Annotated in this window: 14 protein-coding genes; 4 read left to right on the plus strand and 10 right to left on the minus strand. The window is 63.8% G+C overall.

Annotated elements, in window-relative coordinates; genetic code table 11:
• Positions 1-242 precede the first annotated feature (242 nt).
• Both BG83_RS0104580 and BG83_RS0104585 read left to right on the plus strand, forming a co-directional pair.
• Positions 243-4,340 (plus strand): autotransporter domain-containing protein, encoded by a 4,098-nt coding sequence (locus BG83_RS0104580; protein WP_024975608.1) that lies wholly within the window; start codon positions 243-245, stop codon positions 4,338-4,340.
• Between the two features lie 218 nt (positions 4,341-4,558).
• A complete protein-coding gene (locus tag BG83_RS0104585; RefSeq protein WP_024975609.1) occupies positions 4,559-5,452 on the plus strand; it encodes a transporter substrate-binding domain-containing protein in 894 nt (297 codons plus the stop codon).
• A 36-nt stretch (positions 5,453-5,488) separates the two neighbouring features.
• Here BG83_RS0104585 and BG83_RS0104590 read toward each other — a convergent pair whose 3' ends face one another.
• Positions 5,489-6,415 carry a LysR family transcriptional regulator gene (locus tag BG83_RS0104590; RefSeq protein WP_024975610.1) on the minus strand — a complete coding sequence of 309 codons (927 nt, stop codon included), beginning with the start codon at positions 6,413-6,415 and terminating at the stop codon, positions 5,489-5,491.
• A gap of 127 nt (positions 6,416-6,542) precedes the next feature.
• Between BG83_RS0104590 and BG83_RS0104595 the strand changes: the two genes are divergently transcribed.
• Entirely contained in the window at positions 6,543-7,307 is a 765-nt protein-coding gene (locus tag BG83_RS0104595) for an SDR family NAD(P)-dependent oxidoreductase (RefSeq protein ID WP_024975611.1), read from the plus strand.
• A 792-nt stretch (positions 7,308-8,099) separates the two neighbouring features.
• Here the strand turns inward: BG83_RS0104595 and BG83_RS0104600 are convergent.
• From BG83_RS0104600 to BG83_RS0104630, 6 genes are all read right to left on the minus strand, one after another.
• A complete protein-coding gene (locus tag BG83_RS0104600; RefSeq protein WP_024975612.1) occupies positions 8,100-8,936 on the minus strand; it encodes an ABC transporter permease in 837 nt (278 codons plus the stop codon).
• A 15-nt stretch (positions 8,937-8,951) separates the two neighbouring features.
• Positions 8,952-10,220, minus strand: coding sequence for an ABC transporter permease (locus BG83_RS0104605; RefSeq protein ID WP_024975613.1), 1,269 nt, complete (start codon positions 10,218-10,220; stop codon positions 8,952-8,954).
• Between the two features lie 103 nt (positions 10,221-10,323).
• Positions 10,324-11,364, minus strand: a complete 1,041-nt coding sequence (locus BG83_RS0104610; RefSeq protein WP_024975614.1) for an ABC transporter substrate-binding protein — start codon at positions 11,362-11,364, stop codon at positions 10,324-10,326.
• Between the two features lie 80 nt (positions 11,365-11,444).
• Positions 11,445-12,533 (minus strand): ABC transporter ATP-binding protein, encoded by a 1,089-nt coding sequence (locus BG83_RS0104615; RefSeq protein ID WP_024975615.1) that lies wholly within the window; start codon positions 12,531-12,533, stop codon positions 11,445-11,447.
• Positions 12,534-12,972: 439 nt separating this feature from the next.
• Positions 12,973-14,391, minus strand: coding sequence for a sensor histidine kinase (locus tag BG83_RS0104625; protein ID WP_024975616.1), 1,419 nt, complete (start codon positions 14,389-14,391; stop codon positions 12,973-12,975).
• Positions 14,388-15,080 (minus strand): response regulator, encoded by a 693-nt coding sequence (locus BG83_RS0104630; protein ID WP_024975617.1) that lies wholly within the window; start codon positions 15,078-15,080, stop codon positions 14,388-14,390. Before BG83_RS0104630 ends, BG83_RS0104625 begins: the two co-directional genes overlap by 4 nt.
• A gap of 206 nt (positions 15,081-15,286) precedes the next feature.
• Here BG83_RS0104630 and BG83_RS0104635 point away from each other — a divergent pair, with 206 nt between their 5' ends.
• Entirely contained in the window at positions 15,287-16,360 is a 1,074-nt protein-coding gene (locus tag BG83_RS0104635) for a porin (protein ID WP_024975618.1), read from the plus strand.
• A gap of 84 nt (positions 16,361-16,444) precedes the next feature.
• On the opposite strand, the gene BG83_RS0104640 is transcribed toward BG83_RS0104635, so the two are convergent.
• The 3 genes from BG83_RS0104640 to BG83_RS0104650 all read right to left on the minus strand — a co-directional run bounded on the left by BG83_RS0104640 (position 16,445) and on the right by BG83_RS0104650 (position 18,933).
• Positions 16,445-17,545 (minus strand): J domain-containing protein, encoded by a 1,101-nt coding sequence (locus BG83_RS0104640; protein WP_024975619.1) that lies wholly within the window; start codon positions 17,543-17,545, stop codon positions 16,445-16,447.
• A gap of 98 nt (positions 17,546-17,643) precedes the next feature.
• A complete protein-coding gene (gene icmH, locus BG83_RS27615) occupies positions 17,644-18,495 on the minus strand; it encodes a type IVB secretion system protein IcmH/DotU (RefSeq protein ID WP_235193155.1) in 852 nt (283 codons plus the stop codon).
• A gap of 153 nt (positions 18,496-18,648) precedes the next feature.
• Positions 18,649-18,933 (minus strand): PAAR domain-containing protein, encoded by a 285-nt coding sequence (locus BG83_RS0104650; protein WP_024975620.1) that lies wholly within the window; start codon positions 18,931-18,933, stop codon positions 18,649-18,651.
• Between the last annotated feature and the right edge of the window lie 2 nt (positions 18,934-18,935).

The raw sequence follows: 18,935 nt of genomic DNA on the forward strand, positions 1-18,935 counted from the left end.
TTTTTTTGCCCTTGGCGAGGGCAGCAGACCCGGCACAGCAGGGCTTACCGATGGCCAGGGCAATATTACCTAGGCAAATGTTATATTTCGCGCGCATGCGCCCCGATCCATAAGTCGAAAAAACGGTATCCACCGGACGGCGCGCCAGAGAACGACAACACAAAAATGGGTCACTCGCGCCGCGGTCCTGCCTCTCAATGGTCAGCGCCCGACCCATGGGTCTATGCAACGAGGGGATCAACATGAACCGGGTCTATCGGCTGGTCTGGAGCCGCACCTTGCGTGCTCCGCAAGTGGTGTCCGAACTGACGAAGGCGTCGCACGGGGGCGTTGACGCCAGCCCTGACACGACGCCCGCCCGTCGGCGCGCATCCATCATTTCAATCGGGGTGTCACTCGGTTTGGCCGGTGTGGCGCTCCCGGGTTGGGCCGCGACCTGCTCGCCGAGCACGATCGCAAACTGCAGCGCCGCCGGCGGTAACGGCATCCCGAACCGCAGCGGCAATGGTGGCAGCGGCAACGGCGGTGGCGGTGGTGGGTCCGCGCTGGGTGGAGGCTCCTCCACTATCCAGGTTCCGGGCGGGCCGACTTCCGGCGGAACGGGCGGTACCGGTGCCACGAACGACAGTGGGCAAGGCGGCCCCGGAGGAGCCCCTGATGTGGTGCTCGCTGGCGATGCCGTGATCAACGCGAACGCGCAGGGCGGGGCTGGCCAGGGCTTCGATGGATTCAATTTCGCGGGGGGCGGCGGAGGCGGAGGCGCCGGCGTGTATTCCACCGGCACCAGCGTCACTGTCAACGGCGGCGTGACCGTGCAGGGCGGCACCGGCGGAAATGGCGGTGCCGGCACCTCGGGGTCAGCCTCCAACGGCGGAGGCGGCGGCGGAGGCGGCGCAGCGTTTGTCATTGTGACGCCGGCTGCCGACGTAAACAACCAAGGCACCCTAGTCGGCGGCAATGGCGGCAACGGTGGCGGCGGCGGGAACCCGGGCGGCGGAGGCGGAGGCGGCGATGGGTTGCTGACCTTGGGTTCCGGCACTCAGGTGACCAACATTGGGACGATCGTGGGCGGCGTTGGCGGTGTCAGTGGTGGCGGCGGCAGCACGGCCGGGACCAGCGGCGCGGGCGTCAATCTGTCTGCCGGGTTCAACGTGCTTTCCAACGTCGGCACGATCACTGGCGGGGCCGGCAATGGCGGTGCCGCGGGCGTGGGCGTCATTTCCAACGGTGACGTCATCGTCAATGGCGGCACCATCAGCGGTGGGCTGTACAGCGACGGTGTCACGCGGGCGGCTGCCATCCAGTTCAACGGGGCGAACAACACGCTGCAACTGCTGACGGGTTCCAACATCATCGGCAACCTCGACGTGGCGGCGGGGGCAGCAGCCAAGATCACGGCTGGCAGTGCAGGCCTCTCGCTGTCCAACAACGTCACGCTGGGCGACGCCACGTCGCGCGTCACGCTCGATGCGACCACGACCAGCCTCGTGGTGTCGGGCGTCATATCGGGCGCAGGCAGCGCGGCCGTTACCGGCAGCCGAACGATCACGCTGACGGGCAACAACACCTATACGGGCGATACCACCATCACCGCCGGCACGCTGCAGATCGGCAACGGCGGGACCACGGGCTCGGTGGCGGGCAATATCGTCAACAACGGCACACTGGCTTTCAACCGCAGCGATGCGGTGACCTACGCCGGCACCATCAGCGGCACCGGCAATCTGGTGCAGGCGGGGGCTGGCACGTTGACCATCTCGGGCACGGCGGGCTATGCCGGTAGCACGACCATCAACGCGGGCACGCTCGCGCTGTCGGGGGCCGGCAGCATTGCGGCGTCCTCGGGCGTGGTCAACAACGGCACCTTCGATATCTCTGCGACGACGTCCGGCGCCACCATCCGCGCACTGACCGGCACGGGCGCGGTGGCTCTGGGCGGCAAGACCTTGACCTTGTCCAACGCCGCCGGCACGTTCAGCGGCGTTATCGGCGGCGCAGGCGGGCTCACGGTGGCGGGTGGCACGCAAACGCTGTCGAGCACAAACGTCTTTACCGGCGCAACGACCATCAACGCGGGCACGCTAGCGCTATCGGGTGCAGGCAGCATTGCGACCTCCGGCGGGGTGGTCAACAACGGCACGTTTGATATTTCTGGGACGACCTCCGGCGCCACCATCAGCACCCTGACGGGCACGGGCACCGTTGGCCTGGGTGGCCAGACGCTGACGCTGGCCAATGCAGCCGGCACATTCAGCGGTGCGATTGGCGGAGCGGGAGGCCTTACAGTCAGCGGTGGCACGCAAACGCTGTCGAGCACAAACGTCTTTACCGGCGCAACGACCATCAACGCGGGCACGCTCGCGTTGTCGGGTGCAGGCAGCATTGCGGCGTCATCGGGCGTAGTCAACAACGGCACGTTTGATATTTCTGGGATGACCTCCGGCGCCACCATCAACGCACTGACGGGCTCCGGTGCAGTCTCGCTGGGCGGGCGGACGCTCACCTTGGCGAGTGCCTCCGGCACGTTCAGCGGCGCGATCGGTGGTACGGGCGGCCTCACACTGGATGGCGGCACGCAAACACTGTCTGGCGTGAACACCTATAGCGGGGCAACGACGATCAACGCCGGCACGCTGGCGCTGTCGGGTGCTGGCTGCCTGGCGTCGGCAACGACGGTCACGCTCACGGGGACAAGTTCGGCGCTCGATTTGTCTGCTGGCGTCAGCCAGACGGTGGCGCACCTCTCCGGCGTCGCGGGTAGCCGCGTGGTGCTGGGCGGCGCGCTCACGCTGGCTGACGACTCGTCTCAAACCTTTAGCGGTAGCCTGAGCGGCAACGGCGCGTTGATCAAGCAGGGCACGGGCACGCTCACGCTCAATGGCGTCAGTAGCGGCTTCGCCGGGTCGACCACGGTAGCGGGCGGCACGCTGGCGGTCGGCGATGCGGCAAACGCCGGTGCTGTGCTTGGCGGCAATGTCCTGGTGAACGCGCTTGGCACGCTGCGCGGCCACGGCACGGTCTCGGGCGACGTGAGCAGCAGCGGGGTGGTCGCGCCGGGCGGCTCCATTGGAACGTTGTCCGTCGGCGGCAATTACACCCAAGGCTCGACTGGGACGCTCGCCATCGAAGTCAGCCCCACGGACGCATCGCAACTGCGCGTGGGCGGTGCGGCAGTGCTCGGCGGCTCGCTGGCCATCGTGTTCGATCCGGGCACCTATACCGCCCGCCGCTACACCGTGCTGAGCGCAGCCAGTGGCGTGACGGGGCGCTTCGCAAACGTCAGCACAGCAACGGCAGGAGCCAACCTTGGCACGTTGCAGACATCCGTGGACTACGGAACGAATGCGGTCGACGTGCTGCTCGCAGAAGCAGCAGCGCCCGGCACCCCCGGCAGCCCGACCGTCGTGGCACCGACCAAGACCTCCATCTATACGGCGCTGGGTACGACAGCACTGCTGCAGGCACAGGGCGTCAACTCAACGCTGCTCGGCCGGTTGTCGGGGCCGCAGGACGCCCCCAGTGGTTCCAAGGATGTGTGGGTGACGGCCAGCGGCTCCAGTACGAAGGTGGGCGGTACGGGGAATGCGCCGGGCTTCCTCACGCACGCCTATGGGTTCCTCGCGGGCGCGGAGGGTCGCCTTGGCGCTGCCACCGTGGGCGCGGCGGGCGGCTACACGCACACCACGCTGGGCGAAGACACCACCGGCGCATCGGGCGCCATCGACACCCTGCGTGTGGCACTTTACGGGGCGCAGCCGATGGGTGCCGTCAACCTGTCGGCCACGGTCGGCTACGGGCTTGATTTCTTCTCGCAGAAGCGACCGTTCGGCAGCGTCGGTACCGCCGAGGGCGACCATCTGGCGCACGAATTCACTGCCGCCACGCAAGCCAGCTTGCCCCTGGAGATGATGAGCGGCATCCGGCTCGCGCCGCATGTGGGCCTCCGATATGCGTACGTGCGCGGCAGCGGCTTCGGCGAGAACGGCGCCAACGGCCAGAACCTGCAAGTCGGGCCGGACAGCGCGCGCAGTCTTCAGCCGTATGTGGGTGTCACGCTCGACAAGGCCTTCGGCGATGTGCGCCCGGTCAACGTGCAGCTTCGCTTGGGCTACGCGCACGAGCTGATGAACGCTGGCCGCGTCGTCCAGGTCCAGAGCCAGGACGGCACCGTGTTCGCCGCCCCCGGCACCGACCTGCCGCGTTCGTTCCTGACCACCGGGGCCAGCGTCACGCTCCAGGCCGCCAAGGCGACCACGGTGTCCTTGGGTATTGATGCCACCATCAACACGAGCCATGTGTCTGCGCAGTCCGCCTACGTGCGGGTCAACCACAGGTTCTGACGGAACAGGGCGTGCCGAAGCGCACGCTAGATCGATCGAAAAACAACGCGCCGGGGCAACTCGGCGCGTTTTTTTTCACGCTGCACCACGCGTGTGCGGCATGTTGACTTGCATCAATGGCAAGAACGGTATGGCGCCTAGATTTCCGTAGAGAGGGGGCTGTAGCAGCCACAAGCCGACAGAGCAACAGAGCGCGGGACGCATCCACGGAGACGCAAATGAACATGATTCGCACACTCGCTTCCACGCTTGTCGTAGCCGGTCTGGCGGTGGCTGCGGAGGGCATCCAAGCACAGACTCTGGAAAAGATCGCAGCGGCAGACAAGATCACGGTTGGCTATCGTGAAGCGGCGGTTCCGTTCAGCTATCTGCTGGCCCCGAACAAGGCCGTCGGATTTTCGGTCGATCTGACGCAAGCCATCGTCGACGATGTGCGCGCACGATTGAAGAAACCATCTCTGCAGGTCGATTCGATTCCAGTGACTGGCACGAATCGGATTCCGCTTCTGGTCAATGGCACCTACGACCTCGAATGCGGATCGACCACCAACACCAGCGCGCGGGGCAAGGAGGTGGCCTTCTCCATCAACTTCTTCTACGCGGGAACGCGCCTCTTGACCAAGCGCGATTCGGGCATCAAGAACTATCCGGACTTGGCGAACAAGACCGTCGCCAGCACAGCCGGCAGCACGAACGAGAAGGTGCTGAAGAAATTTGCCGTCGACCACAACATCGACGTCCAGATCATCTCCGGCAAGGACTATGCAGACGGGCTGAAGCTTGTGGAAACCGGCCGAGCGTCGGCATTGGCGCTGGACGATGTGTTGCTGTACGGCCTGCGTGCCAATTCTGCGAATCCGGCTGCGCTGGAAGTCGTGGCGGAAACCCTGCAGGTCGAGCCGTACGCCTGCATGGTCCGCAAGGGCGACCCTGCCTTCAAGCGGCTCGTTGATGCAACCATCACGCGCCTCATGAAATCCGGCGAGTTCACAGCGCTGTACAAGAAATGGTTCGAGTCACCCATCCCGCCGGCTGGCGCAAACCTCGACATGGCGATGAGCGATGCGCTACGCGCCAACCTGAAAAAGCGCAGCGACAAACCGGCACAGTAGCGTGATGCGTGTGTGGGCGGGCCGTAACCGCCCACACTATCGCCCGCTCGATGCCGTTTCCAGGTACGGCGCCAACAGCTCTGCCATCCAGTTCATGAACACCTGTGCCCGCACCGGCAGATTTCGCCGGTTCGGGTACACCAGCGACACCGGCATCGGCAGCGGCCGAAAATCGGGCATCACCTCCACCAGCGTACCGTCCGCAATCGCCGACGACAGCCCCGCATACACGGGCGCCTGGATCATCCCGAGCCCCGCGCGGCACGCAGCGTCGTAGCTCTCGGCTGAGCTGACGGTCACCGCGCCCTTCATCGGCCGGAATGCGGAGCGGCCATCCACCGTGTATTCCCACCCCGGCGACTTCGTGCCCAACGTCTGCACGTAATGGACGATGCGATGGTGATCGAGGTCTTCGAGCGTTTTCGGCATGCCGTGGCGTGCGATGTAACTGGGGCTCGCGCAGTTGACCTGATGCAATTGGCCGAGCGGGCGCGCGATGAGGCTGCTGTCGGTCAGGTTGCCGATGCGCAATACGCAGTCGAAGCCTTCACGCACCGGGTCCACGCGGCGGTCTGTGCTGGAGAGTTCGATTTCCAGCTCAGGGTGCGCGTCGAGCAGCGCGGGCAGGGCGGGGATGACGATGCGGCGTGCAACGCCCACCGGCATGTCTACACGCAGCCGGCCGCGCAGCGCCTGAGGGCTTTGGCGGAACATGGTCTGCAGCTCGTCCATGTCGGCCAGGAGGTCTTGGCAGCGCTCGTAGAAGGTCTGGCCGTCTTGCGTGAGCTGCACCTTGCGTGTGGTCCGGTGGAGCAGGCGCGTGCCGAGCATCGTTTCCAGCTGCTGCACCGCCACCGAGGCGGCCGGTTTGGGAATGCTCAGGGCTTCTGCTGCGCGCGTGAAGCTGGCAAGTTCGGCCACGCGCACAAAGATCTGCATGGCTTCGAGTCGATTGGCGGACATGACGGGCGGATTGATTGTTATCTGTGGACAAACACAGAGATAGGATAGGCGAGATTTATTCTTTTTTAGTCGCCCAATACCATGTTCTCACGGTGTTCGACACCCCAAACCCAACCGGAGAGCAGACATGACACAGTCCCACACCCCCATCGCCATCATCACCGGCGGCAGCCGCGGCCTTGGCAAGAACATGGTGCAGAAGCTTGCCCAGCGCGGCACCGACGTCATCTTTACGTACCGAAGCAACCGCGCTGAAGCCGATGCCCTGGTCGCTGAACTGACTGCCCAGGGCCGTCGCGCCGCCGCCTTGCAGCTCGACGCCGGCAAGATCGCCACGTTCCCCGCCTTTGCTGATGCCGTGCGCGGTGTGCTGGCACAGTGGAAGGCCGAGCGCTTCGATTACCTCGTCAACAACGCCGGCATGGGGGTGTACGCCGCAGTGGCCGAAACCACCGAAGCCCAGTTCGACGAACTGATGAACGTGCACTTCAAAGGCGTGTTCTTCCTCACGCAGATTCTGCTGCCGCTCATGGCCGACGGCGGCCGCATCGTCAATGTCTCGTCGGGTCTCGCGCGCTTTGCGCTGCCGGGCTACGGCGCGTATGCGGCGATGAAGGGTGCGGTGGAGGTGCTCACGCGTTACCTCGCCAAAGAACTCGGCCCGCGCGGCATTGCAGTGAACGTGGTGGCGCCGGGCGCCATCGAGACGGACTTTGGCGGCGGTGCCGTCCGTGACAACGCCGATTTGAACGCGATGGTGGCATCCAATACTGCGCTCGGCCGCGCTGGTGTGCCGGATGACATTGGTGGCGTGGTGGCCTCGCTGCTGTCGCCGGACAACCGCTGGATCAACGCCCAGCGCATTGAGGCATCGGGTGGAATGTTCCTGTAAGCGGCGCGCCTCCCCGCGCATGGGGTTCAGAACGCCAACTGTGGAGCTCCGAGCTCCATCCGTCGAGTTCCGAGCTCCATTCGCCGAGCTCTGAGCTCCATTCGTCGAGCTCCGAGCTCGGGGCGCCGCGCAAAAAGCTCCGCGTGTTGAGTTTGGAATTGGGAACTTGGGGGCTTGATGCTTGACGCGGCGGTTCATCGCCTGTTTCACCCCCTGCCGGGGGCGACTCACTTTCTTTGTCTTGCCAAAGAAAGTAAGCAAAGAAAGGCGCGCCCGAGATGGCGACTTCCCCTTGGATTTTTGTAACCGGGCGGAGACGGGGAAAACTCGCTGCGCTCAGACAGTTCCCCGTCTTTTTTCCGCCCGCTTACAAAAATCCAAGGCGCCATCAAGGGCAGGAACGTCAAAGGCCACACCATCGGTGTGCTGCCCTAAGTGGTGCTTGTTTTGTGCTGTCGTTGCTCGCTTTGCTTTGCTTCGCGTTGTGTTGTGGTTCCTGCTGCACGGGTGATCGATGGTTTGACCTTCCCTTGCCCTATGCGGCGCCTTGAATTTCTGTGAGCGGGCGGAAAAAGGAAGGAGGCTTGTTTGAGCGAAGCGAGTTTGCCTCCTTCCCCGCACGGTCACATAAATTCAAGGGGAAGTCGCCGCATCGGGCGCGCCTTTCTTTGCTTACTTTCTTTGGCAAGACAAAGAAAGTGAGTCAGCCCCGGCAGGGGATGAAACAAGGGATGAACCACAAGAAACAAACCCCGACCAGAAGCCCAAACAACAACCAAAACCCAAAAAAACTTACGCCACCGCCTTAGCCGCAGCCCGCCCCCGCAACCACTCAAACGTCAGCAGCAGACCCGTCGAGAACACAATCAGAATCGTCGCCAGCGCAGCAATCGTCGGCGAGATGTTCTCGCGAATACCGGTGAACATCTGTCGCGGCAGCGTCACCTGATCCGCCCCGGCAAGGAAGAGCGTGACCACCACCTCATCAAACGAGGTGGCAAACGCAAACAGCGCCCCGGAAATCACGCCCGGTGCGATGACGGGCAGGGTGATGCGGAAGAACGTCATGACCGGGTTGGCACCCAGCGACAGGCTCGCCCGCACGAGGTTGTGATTGAACCCCTGCAGCGTCGCCAGCACCGTCGTCACCACAAACGGCACGCCCAGCGCCGCATGCGCGAGGATCAGACCGATATACGTGTTGGCCAGGCCCAGCGGCGCAAAGAACAGATACATGCCCACACCCACCACCACCACGGGCACGATCATCGGCGACACCAGCACCGCCATCAGCAGGCCCTTGCCACGGAAGTCGGCCTTGTTCAGCCCGATGGCGGCCAGCGTGCCCAGCACCGTTGCCACGATCGTGGCCGCAGGCGCGACGATGAAACTGTTCTTGGCCGCCATGCGCCATTCGTCAGACGTGACGAGGTTCTGATACCAGCGCAGCGAATAGCTCGGGATGGGGTACGAGAGGAACGTGCTCGACGAGAACGACAGCGGCACGATCACCAGCACCGGCAGCACAAGGTAGAGCAGCGTCAGCACGGCCAGCCCGCGCAGCGAGAAGTACCAGATGCGCTCGATGAGCGAGGTGTGCGGGGCAAACATCGGTTTGGCGAGTTTCATGGTCGATGTTCTCCGTTAGCCGACGCGAACCTTGGGTCGCGTAAAGCGCCCGTACACCGCGTACAGGACGAGCGTGGCCAGCAAGAGCAGGGCGCCCAGCGCGCAGGCCATGCCCCAGTTGATGGTGACGTTGGTGAAGTAGGCCACGTAATAGCTGACCATCTGATCATTCGGGCCGCCCAGCAGCGCGGGCGTGATGTAGTAACCCAGCGCGAGGATGAACACCAGCAGCGCGCCGGCACCGATGCCCGGATACGTCTGCGGCACATACACGCGCCAGAACGCAGCAAACGGATGGCTGCCCAGCGACACCGCCGCGCGCTGGTACGTGGGCGGGATCGACTTCATCACGCTGTACAGCGGCAGAATCATGAACGGCAGCAGGATGTGCGTCATAGAGATGTACACGCCCACGCGGTTGAACAGCAGCGCAAGCGGCTCCTTGATGATGCCGAGGTCCATCAGCCCGTGATTGATGAGGCCTTCGGTCTGCAGCAGCACGATCCACGCTGCCACGCGCACGAGGATGGACGTCCAGAACGGGATCAGCACCATCACCATGACCAGATTGGCACGACGCTCCGGCAGCGAGGCGATCCAGTATGACAGCGGGTAGCCGAGCAGCAGGGCGAACACCGTCACCATTGCGCTGATGACGAAGGTGCGGATGAACACCGTCACGTAGATCTGCTCGTCGGGGTCGGTTGCTTCGATATGGCCGAAGGCATCTTGCCGGTGGTCCAGCGCGGCCAGCAGGTAGAACGGCGACGTGCGGCTGCTGTTCTTGGCGATGGCCTGCCAGTACGTGACATCGCCCCAGCGATCGTCGAGTTCGAGGAGCTTGGCGCGGGTCTGCGCAGGCGTCAGCGCCAATGGCTTGCCTTGGTCGTCAGCCAGCGGCATGGCCCGCGCCGTCTTGGCGACCAGCGAGCGGAAGCCCGGGATTTCAGTGTTGAGGCGGCGGGCCAGTGCCCCCATCGCTTCGCCTTCGCTCACGATCGTGAGGTCTGCGGCAAGCGCGGCGTAGGCGGCGTCGGCCGGCGGGCTCTTGCGGTCCCAGTCTTTCAGGGCGATGCCCGTCTTGGGCAGCGCATCGGCCACCTCGGGGTTCTGCACGGCGCGCGTGAGCAGGGCGCCGATCGGCACGACAAAGATGAGCAGCAGGAAGATGGCGAGCGGCGCCACCAGCGCCAGCGCCATGGCACGCCTGCGCGCCTCAGCGCTCTTCAATTCGCGTTTGAGTTTGGCCGTCGAATCAGGAACCGATTCAGCCGCGATCGTCATGGTGTTCAATGCTGCCTCGCCATCGCTACGGGAATTCGTCCGGCGGATGCCTTGCCATGGGGCGAGGGCATCCGCGCGGTCACTGCGTTACACCGCTATGCGGTTACTTCGAAGCCCACGAGGCGAAGCGCTGTTCCAGCTCGTCGCCGTGGTCAGTCCAGAACTGCAGGTTCTGCAGCACAGCGTTCTTCGCGTTCTCCGGCGAGTTCGGCATGTTCGCCTGCGTCTTCGCGTCGAGCGCCTTGATGGCCGCTACGTTGGCCGGGCCGTAGGCGATGTGCTTGGCGTACTCCTGCTGCGGTTTCTGCGACAGCGTGTAGGCGATGTACTGTTCGGCCAGCGCCTTGTTGGGCGTGCCTTTGGGGATGGCCCAGTAGTCCAGGTCGTAGATGCTGCCGTTCCAGACCACCTTCAGGTTCTTGCCTTCGCGCTGCGCGGCGTCGATGCGGCCGTTGAACGCGGTGGACATCACCACGTCACCCGCCACCAGGAATTGCGGCGGCTGCGCACCGGCTTCCCACCACTGGATGTTCGCCTTGAGCTGGTCGAGCTTCTTGAACGCGCGGTTCTGGCCGTCCTTGGTGGCGAGCACCTTGTACACGTCCTTGACCGGCACGCCGTCGGCCATCAATGCGAATTCCAGGTTGCCGCGTGCACCCTTGCGCATGCCGCGCTTGCCCGGGAATTTCTTCACGTCCCAGAAATCGGCCCAGCCGGTCGGGGCGGTCTTGAGCTTGTCGGCGTTGTACGCCATCGCGGTCGACCACACGAAGAAGCCCACGCCGCAGGTGCTCGGCGACTCGGGGATCAGATCGCTCTTCTTGGCGATCTTGCTCCAGTCGAGCTTCTCGAACAGGCCTTCATCACAGCCTCGGCCGATGTCGCCCGATTCGACTTCCACCACGTCCCAGTTGACGTGCTTGGCTTCGACCATGGCCTTGATCTTGGCCTGCTCGCCGTTGTACTCGACCACGGTGACCTTGTTGCCGGTCTGCGCCTCGAACGGCTTGTTGAAGGCGGCCTTCTGTGCGTCGCCATTGGCTCCGCCGAAGTTGACGACGGTGAGTTCGGCCGCGTGCGCGCCGAATGCAATGGCGAACGCGCCGGCAAATACGGAGAGACGCGTCTTTGCGATGTGTTTCATCTTGGCTCCTCTTTTTGGTGTGTGGGTACAACGTATGGTGGTGACATGCGGGCGGGGATGCCCGCATGGGTCATGCAAGGTCATGCAAAAACGCGCAGGTGTTCCGGTGCGAATTCGAGTTGGATCGGCGCGCCCGGCGCAAAGCCTTCGAGCGCGCGCGTGCCCAGCGGCACCTTCACGAAACATTCAGGCTGATCAGGCAGGGCGCAGCGCATGCGCACGTGGTCGCCAAAGTAGACGAGGCCGCGTGTCTGGCCCTGCAACGCATTGCCGGCAGCGGAAGCGCCCTCAGCCAGGCGCATGCGCTCGGGGCGGATGCAGCCGGTGGCGGTGGCCCCCACATTGGCGCCGGCGATATTGCGGCCCATGATGCGGGCGCCGTCGTTGAGCTGCAGCTCGCAGTAGTCGCCTTCGACGCGGGTGACGGTGCCGCGCAGCGTGTTGCTGTCGCCGATGAAGTTGGCGACGAACTCGTTGCAAGGGCGTTCATAGAGGCTATCTACCGTGTCAAGCTGCTGCACGATGCCCTTGTCGAAGACGGCCACGCGGTCGGACATGGTGAGCGCCTCGCCCTGGTCGTGCGTCACGTAGACGAAGGTCACACCGAGCTTTTCGTGCAGGGATTTCAGCTCGTACTGCATGTGTTCACGCAGTTGCTTGTCGAGTGCGCCCAGTGGTTCGTCCATCAGCACGAGCTTGGGCTCGAACACCAGCGCGCGGGCCAGCGCAATGCGCTGCTGCTGGCCGCCCGAGAGCTGTGCCGGGTAACGCTTGGCAAAGCCCTCCATGCGGACCATCTGCAGGGCCTTGTGCACGCGGTCTGCACGCTCGCTAGCGGGGATCTTGCGCACGGTCAGCGGGTATTCCACGTTCTGCGCCACCGTCAGGTGCGGAAACAGCGCGTAGTTCTGGAACACCATGCCGATGTTGCGCTTGTGTGGCGGCACGTTGTTGAGCAGGGCGCCTTCCAGGCGGATCTCACCGCCGGTCGGAAATTCAAACCCAGCCAACATCATCAGGCAGGTGGTCTTGCCCGAGCCGGAGGGGCCGAGCAAAGTCAGAAACTCGCCTTGGTAGATGTCCAGGTCCAGATGCTTGACCACGAGGGTCTCGCCGTCATACGTCTTGCGTACACCGCGAAAGCTGACGATCACGTCGTCGGTCTTCATTACTGCCTCCTGCCGTTCTCCGATCCATTCGGGTCGGTCAACATGCCGTGTTGTGACGAATTGTTGATGGACTATAGCGGCTCATTGTTCTGCAAAGTGGACCCAATCCTGGTTATTTGATGGAGCCATTTTTGGCGACACCTCGGGCGCGGCCTACGGGCGTGCGGCCCGTGGCACCACAATAGGGAAAACCCCGGATGCCTTGCCCGAGCAAGCTCGGCGGTCGATCGTGCGGTGGTGGCGATGTGTTTGAGTTTAGGTCGTATGCCAGCCCACGTGCGGCGGGCATAACAGAGCGCGGATGGAACCAATTTCGGCGGAACAGCGGGCCGTGCAGGCTGCGTGGAAATGGTGCGCCGCGTTGTCACGCAAACGGTGCACGGCGTTGGGCGATGTGCGGAGCCCTGCGAAGACAATGTTGTCGTGCAGCAACCCGCGTTCAGGTAGTCGTGTCTTCAGCCAATGCCAGGGCCAGGTAGACGCTTACGGTCAGTCCTCCACCGGGCGTTTCCGACAGCGCTACCGTGCCGCCGTGCAGGAGCGCGATCTCGCGGACGATTGCCAGACCCAAGCCGCTGCCGTCGTGGCCTTCCGATGCCGCACCGCGATAGAAACGGCCGAATACCGCATCGCGCTCAGGCACCGCAATGCCAGGGCCATCGTCTTCCACTTGCAGCACGGCCTGCTCGCCGAGCATCGCCATCGCCAGACGCTTGACCCGCAGCGTGACGCGCGCCCCGTTTCCCGCGTAGAGGATGGCGTTGTCGAGCAGGTTGCCGATCAGTTCTTGCAGCCATTGCGGCTCGCCGGCCACCGTCACCGGTTCGCCTTCAAAGCCGAGGTCGACGCCGGATTTGCGCGCAACGGGCGCCAGTTCCAGCGCGACATCCGCGGCCAGGGTGTCGAGGCGCAGCGGCTGGAGTTGCGGTGCGTAGCCGCTGTCGGTCTCCAGGCGGGAGAGCGACAGCAGTTGCTGCACGCCCCGCGCAGCCTCTCGCACGGTGCCGTGCAGCGGCTCAAGATGGCGGCGGATGCGGTCTCCATCGGGTTCGCGCAGGGCGAGTTCGGATTGCGCCTGGATCACGGCCAGCGGCGTCTTCAATTGATGTGCGGCATCGGCAAAGAAGCGCTTGCGGGCTTGCACCATGTGCAGCAGGCGCGCCACATACTGATTGATGGCCTCGACCAGCGGAGCGACTTCTGCCGGCAAGCCCTGCTGCGGCAGCGGGGCAAGCTCATCGGTGCCGCGTCCGGCGACGGTTTCGCTCAGCTGGCGCAGGGGCCGCAGACCCCGCCTGATGCCCAACCAGACGATGCCGACCGCCAGCACCACCAGCAGGCCCTCCTGCTGCAATGAGCCCGCCAGGATCTCGTGCGCCAGCGCCTCGCGGGGCTCCAGGGTCTCGCCCACCAACAGCCACACGAGCTGGATCTGCGTCGACTGGGTATCGCGCACCGGCACGGCCTGCGCGGCCAGGCGCACGGGCATGCCCTGGAACTGGCTGTCGTAAAAAACCGAGCGATAGGGCGCCGGCCGCCGCCCTGTGGGCATGGGCAGGTCGTCGTAACCGGTCAGCGTCTTGCCGTTGGCATCGGTCAGGCGATAGAAGACGCTGCTGCCGGTTTCCGATTGGAGAACGTCCAGCGCGAGGTAGGGCAAATCGATGGCGAACTGCTTGTCGCGAAGGCGCACGCCCTCGCGCATGGCCTTGAGCGACGCTTCGAGCGTACGGTCGAACGCGGCGTTTGCAGCCGTCATGGCCCGCGCATACGTGAGCCAGGCGTCGAGCGCGAGCAGCCCCATCAGAGGGAGCAGCAACCAGAACGAAAGCTGCCGGCGCAGGGTGGGCAGACTCATCGGCCTGCGTTCGCCGGTGTGCTGGGCGTGGCTTCCAGCAGATACCCGAGCCCGCGCAGCATGACGATGGCCACACCGCTGCCGTCGAGTTTCTTGCGCAGGCGGTGCACGTAGATCTCGATGGCATCGGCGTTGACCGATTCGTTGATGCTGAAGATCTTTTCCGAGATGGCGGCTTTGTTGACGGCGCGGCCATCGCGCAGCATCAGCACTTCCAGTACGGCGCGCTCGCGGCCGGTCAGGGCGAGCAGTTCGCCGTGAAGCGTGAAGGCGCCGCTGATGCCGTCGTAGTGCAGCGGCCCACATTGCAACTGCGTGCTCTCGTGGCCGTGGCTGCGCCGGATGAGCGCACGGGCGCGGGCCTCCACTTCGGTCAGGTCGAACGGCTTCGCAAGGTAATCGTCAGCCCCGAGGTTCAGGCCGCGCACGCGTTCTTCCACGGCGCCATGTGCGGTCAGGATCATCACCGGCAGCGGGTTCTTGCGCGCGCGCAGGCGGCGCAGCACTTCCAACCCATCCATGCGCGGCAGGCCAATGTCGAGAATGGCGAGCGCGTAGTCCTGCGTGGTGAGCAGCAAGTCAGCCGCATGGCCGTCATGCACGCAATCGACGGTGAAGCCGGCCTGGCTCAGGGCTTCTTCCAGCGTGCTGGCCAGCTTCAGGTTGTCTTCCACCAACAGGATGCGCATATCGGACGTCTCTCAATCAGCCGCAGAGGAATACAGACATCGCCGCATGTTTTGAAGCTAGGGAAACCCCCGAGAACGCCGCGACACACACCGGCAATTTCCCGCCAATCGAAAGTGAACTGAAAGTGCGCCCCTCATACGATCCGTCCCGCCCAAAGCCCTGTGAATGGGGCTTTTGCGCAAGGACAACGAATAAGGGAGACCTGATGAACAAGACTTCGATGGCGCTGGCAGTGGTTGCGCTTGTCACCGCCACCACGGCCGGCACGGCCGCCGCTCAATCCTCCAACGTGACCCTGTACGGGATCATGGATTCGGGTATCGAGTATGTGAACCACGCTGGCCCGAACGGCGGCAGCGCCACGCGCCTCGTCTCGGGCGGCAAGAACACGTCGCGCTGGGGCATGCGCGGCACCGAGGATCTGGGCGGCGGCCTGAAGGCCGTGTTCAACCTGGAAAGCGGCATCGCCATCGACACCGGCAAGCTCGACACCGACAACACGCTGTTCGACCGCCGCGCCGTGGTCGGTCTGGCTGGCGGCTTCGGGCAGGTGGTGGCAGGCCGCACGTTCACCACCACGTACGACTTCATGCTGCCGTACGACCCGATGGGCTACGCGCCGAACTACTCGTGGGCCACGTCGTCCACGGCCACGGGCGATCGCAAGGACGGCCTGTTTTCGCGCGCTTCCAACGCCGTGCGCTACGACGGCACCTTTGGTGGCCTGAAGCTTGGCGCCACCGTGGGCTTTGGCGAGGCAGCCGGCAACTTCAAGAGCAGCTCCAAGTACGACCTGGGCGTCGGCTACAGCGTGGGCGGCTTCTCGGCTGCAGTCACGTGGGATCGTCAGAACGGCGCAGGCACGAGCACCACGCCGGCAGATACAACCGATTACATCCAGGGCATACACGCCGGCGCCAGCTACGACTTCGGCGCGCTCAAGCTCTTCGCGGGCTATCGCAACTACAAGCGCGCCTTCACGACGGCGGCCGCCAGCCTGCGCAGCGATATGTACTGGGCGGGCGCCAGCTACGACGTGACGCCGGCCTTCACGCTGTACGGCGCGGTGTACAAGCAGAACATCAAGGACGGCACGGATGCCGATCCGATCCTGTTCTCGGTGCGCGGCCAGTACGCGCTGTCCAAGCGCACCACGGCATACCTGTCTGCCGGTTATGCCAAGGCCAAGAACGGCCAGAACGTAAGCCTGTCGCGCGACGTGATCGGCTACGCCAACAACCAGGTTGGCGTGACGATGGGCCTGCAGCACCGCTTCTGATCGGCCGATCGACCGATCGCTATAACGAACACGGGCACCTTCGGGTGCCCGTTTTGTTGGATCGGCGTGCAGTTCAGCAGGCCATCAGTCGAGCGCCGGGCGGGATTTCAGCATCCGCCGCACGTCTTTGAAATCGTCAAAGGCGGCAAGATCCTGCTCGATATTGCGAACATCTTGGCGGAGCGCAGCGATGTCGATGTCGAGCTTTTGCAGGATGGCGTCCGGCGGCAGCGCCCCGAACCGCTGATAGCCGTACGTGTGCCGAAACCTCGTCTCGACACGATGGATTTGCCGGTCCAGCTCGCGCACCTGGTCTTTCAGGATCTGGTTGTAATGCGTCAGCCGCGCTTCGCTGATGTGGTTGATTGAGCGCTGATCGATGTGCTCAAGCTCAAGCTGCAACTCCAGCAGTTGCAGCAGGTTGTTCTTGTCGTAGGCCTCATTGACGCGCTGCATGAGCCGTGTCTTCCGCTCCCGCTCCTGCGGATCAGTTTCGCGGTCGGGGTGCAGGGCGCTGGCGAGTTTGCGGTAGACCTCGCGAATGGACAGGCTGATCTGCGCCTGTTCGTCTTCTTCCCGTGCTTCTGCGGCCAGTTGCTTGGGAGACTTCTTCCGGGCGGCCCGGCGGGCTTCGCGCTTATTTGCTGCGGCGGCTTTTTTCTCGGCCCGTTGCTCGATGTGCGCGCGGGCGCGTTGCAGGAGTGCCTCCTCTGAATCGACATCCGTGTCGTCGCCCAGGTCGACACCGAGGGCTGCTTCCAGCCTTGACTTCATCACTGCCGCTTGCCGCGCGGCTTCCCGGTCGTAATCCGTGCCGCTGTACTTGTTGTAAAGCGCCTTCAGGCTCGGGTCTTCGTCAATCAGATCTGTCGTCAGCTCGACGATGAGGGCGGATATCTTGCGGCGCTCGGCTTTGGTAAAGGCGTCGTGCTCATAGACCTGATCGAGGCTGCGGACGAGGCGGATCTGCAATGCGATGCGGCTGCGCTCCAGCGGCAAGAACTCGCCTGCATATCGGCCCTGGAACTGAACGGTGGCAGTCTCCCAATCCGCCAGCCGCTTGCGCCGATTCTCAATTTGCTTGATCAGCGCGTTGAATGCTCTCTGGCCTTTTGTCAGCGTCGGCGAGTCGTCCGGGTGCTGATGGGGCGCGATGCTGATGGCAGGGCGGTGGGCCTTGGTCATGGCGGGGTGTTCGAACAGCGAAAGACGTAACGGTTGAGGGTGAATTTTACCCACGCGACGTCGCCCCCCCCGGGGCTGCTTGTATGCCCCCCGAATGGCTATCGGCCCCCGGATGGCTGGCGACTGGGCTCGCCATTCGCTCGGGATCTCGGCGTATCAAGCGCGGGCAAGGGCGGAGGGGCGGAGACCAACTGATCGATGGCTTCAATTGCCTGCAAGGTTGCCTCCTGTGCCTTGTGCAGCTTGAATTGGAAGTACGCATAGGTTCCAGTGGCAATCATCAGGCCAACGACTGCAGTCAACCACACCGGAACGCCGCCGATCGGCTTGAGGTTGCGTTCTGTGGCGACGTGCAATGACGGTGAAAGCTCCCGTGGCACGGGCGGAACTCTAGCCTTCACAATCGCGTAGAGCTTTTCACGCAGCAGTTGATGCTCGCGTTCGCCATTCTCCTTGACGCGGTAAGAGCCCATGAAGCCCACGTTCAAGATGAAGTAGATCAAGTAGATCAACTGTAGATTGGCATTGGGGTCTTCGACCAGGCGAGCAAGGAGTTGATACACCTTGGTGCCGCTATCGCGATCGCCGTGAAACTGCGCGGTGAGCGAGTGTTGCGGCCATGCGCCAATGCCGTCTTTGCCACCACCACCCCATGGGGTGTGATGCGCCTCTTCATCCAACGCAGCACACAAGCAATAGCTCGCCCCCACGATGTGATGACGGTCAAAGGCCGCCCGATGGCAAAGCTTTTCAAAGGTTTGGATTTCGAGCACCAGCAGGGCACGCAGGTGCTCGATTTGACCGCGTCTGAGGTGTTTGATGGAAGACAGATCGGCGATGGCCCTGAGTAGTCGACCTGCTGCGATTCTCAAGCCCCACGGATGCTCCGTTCGCTTGATGCGATCCAGCATTTTTTGAAGCGCGGCTTCACTGTACGCCTCGACCGTCACGGGCTTGGCGTCATTGTCATGGATGGCGCCTTTGATGTCCGTGAGTTTCTTCTCAGCCGCAGGTGCCTTCCGCTCGGATTTGGCCTGGGGCTTGCCAGGTTTCGCACCTTGATCGGCCAGCCAGACTGGCGCCTTTTTTTTGAACGCTGACGTTTAGCCATCGACATACCCCGTCGTGGTGCCGACAAGTGTGCAGCCGCATCGGCAACGATGCCCGTGCAGAGCCACCGGTTGGCCGTTCACGATCATGGAATCGTCACCTTCAACGATGGGGTTGATGCCATGCAAGCGTCCATCTGGGTAGCGCGCGGGGCAGTCCACGAGATCGCCCTTGCGGGCGATCGGCTTGCCGTCAATGGTGTCCGTTGGTGATCCGCTGATGACGGGGCCGTTGCTGGAGTTGACGTCTCCGACCACGATGATGGACCTGGATAGCATGT

This window comes from Ralstonia pickettii (assembly GCF_000607165.1).
In the GTDB taxonomy this organism is placed as follows: Bacteria; Pseudomonadota; Gammaproteobacteria; order Burkholderiales; family Burkholderiaceae; genus Ralstonia; species Ralstonia holmesii.

What these genes read in the sequence shown, in the direction of transcription:
- BG83_RS0104580 (WP_024975608.1), top strand. Translation starts at nt 243, where the DNA reads ATGAACCGGGTCTATCGGCTGGTCTGGAGCCGCACCTTGCGTGCTCCG.
- BG83_RS0104615 (WP_024975615.1), bottom strand. Translation starts at nt 12,533, where the DNA reads ATGAAGACCGACGACGTGATCGTCAGCTTTCGCGGTGTACGCAAGACG.
- BG83_RS0104640 (WP_024975619.1), bottom strand. Translation starts at nt 17,545, where the DNA reads ATGACCAAGGCCCACCGCCCTGCCATCAGCATCGCGCCCCATCAGCAC.
- BG83_RS0104595 (WP_024975611.1), top strand. Translation starts at nt 6,543, where the DNA reads ATGACACAGTCCCACACCCCCATCGCCATCATCACCGGCGGCAGCCGC.
- BG83_RS0104605 (WP_024975613.1), bottom strand. Translation starts at nt 10,220, where the DNA reads ATGACGATCGCGGCTGAATCGGTTCCTGATTCGACGGCCAAACTCAAA.
- BG83_RS0104650 (WP_024975620.1), bottom strand. Translation starts at nt 18,933, where the DNA reads ATGCTATCCAGGTCCATCATCGTGGTCGGAGACGTCAACTCCAGCAAC.
- BG83_RS0104600 (WP_024975612.1), bottom strand. Translation starts at nt 8,936, where the DNA reads ATGAAACTCGCCAAACCGATGTTTGCCCCGCACACCTCGCTCATCGAG.
- BG83_RS0104625 (WP_024975616.1), bottom strand. Translation starts at nt 14,391, where the DNA reads ATGAGTCTGCCCACCCTGCGCCGGCAGCTTTCGTTCTGGTTGCTGCTC.
- BG83_RS0104630 (WP_024975617.1), bottom strand. Translation starts at nt 15,080, where the DNA reads ATGCGCATCCTGTTGGTGGAAGACAACCTGAAGCTGGCCAGCACGCTG.
- BG83_RS0104610 (WP_024975614.1), bottom strand. Translation starts at nt 11,364, where the DNA reads ATGAAACACATCGCAAAGACGCGTCTCTCCGTATTTGCCGGCGCGTTC.
- BG83_RS0104590 (WP_024975610.1), bottom strand. Translation starts at nt 6,415, where the DNA reads ATGTCCGCCAATCGACTCGAAGCCATGCAGATCTTTGTGCGCGTGGCC.
- BG83_RS0104585 (WP_024975609.1), top strand. Translation starts at nt 4,559, where the DNA reads ATGAACATGATTCGCACACTCGCTTCCACGCTTGTCGTAGCCGGTCTG.
- BG83_RS0104635 (WP_024975618.1), top strand. Translation starts at nt 15,287, where the DNA reads ATGAACAAGACTTCGATGGCGCTGGCAGTGGTTGCGCTTGTCACCGCC.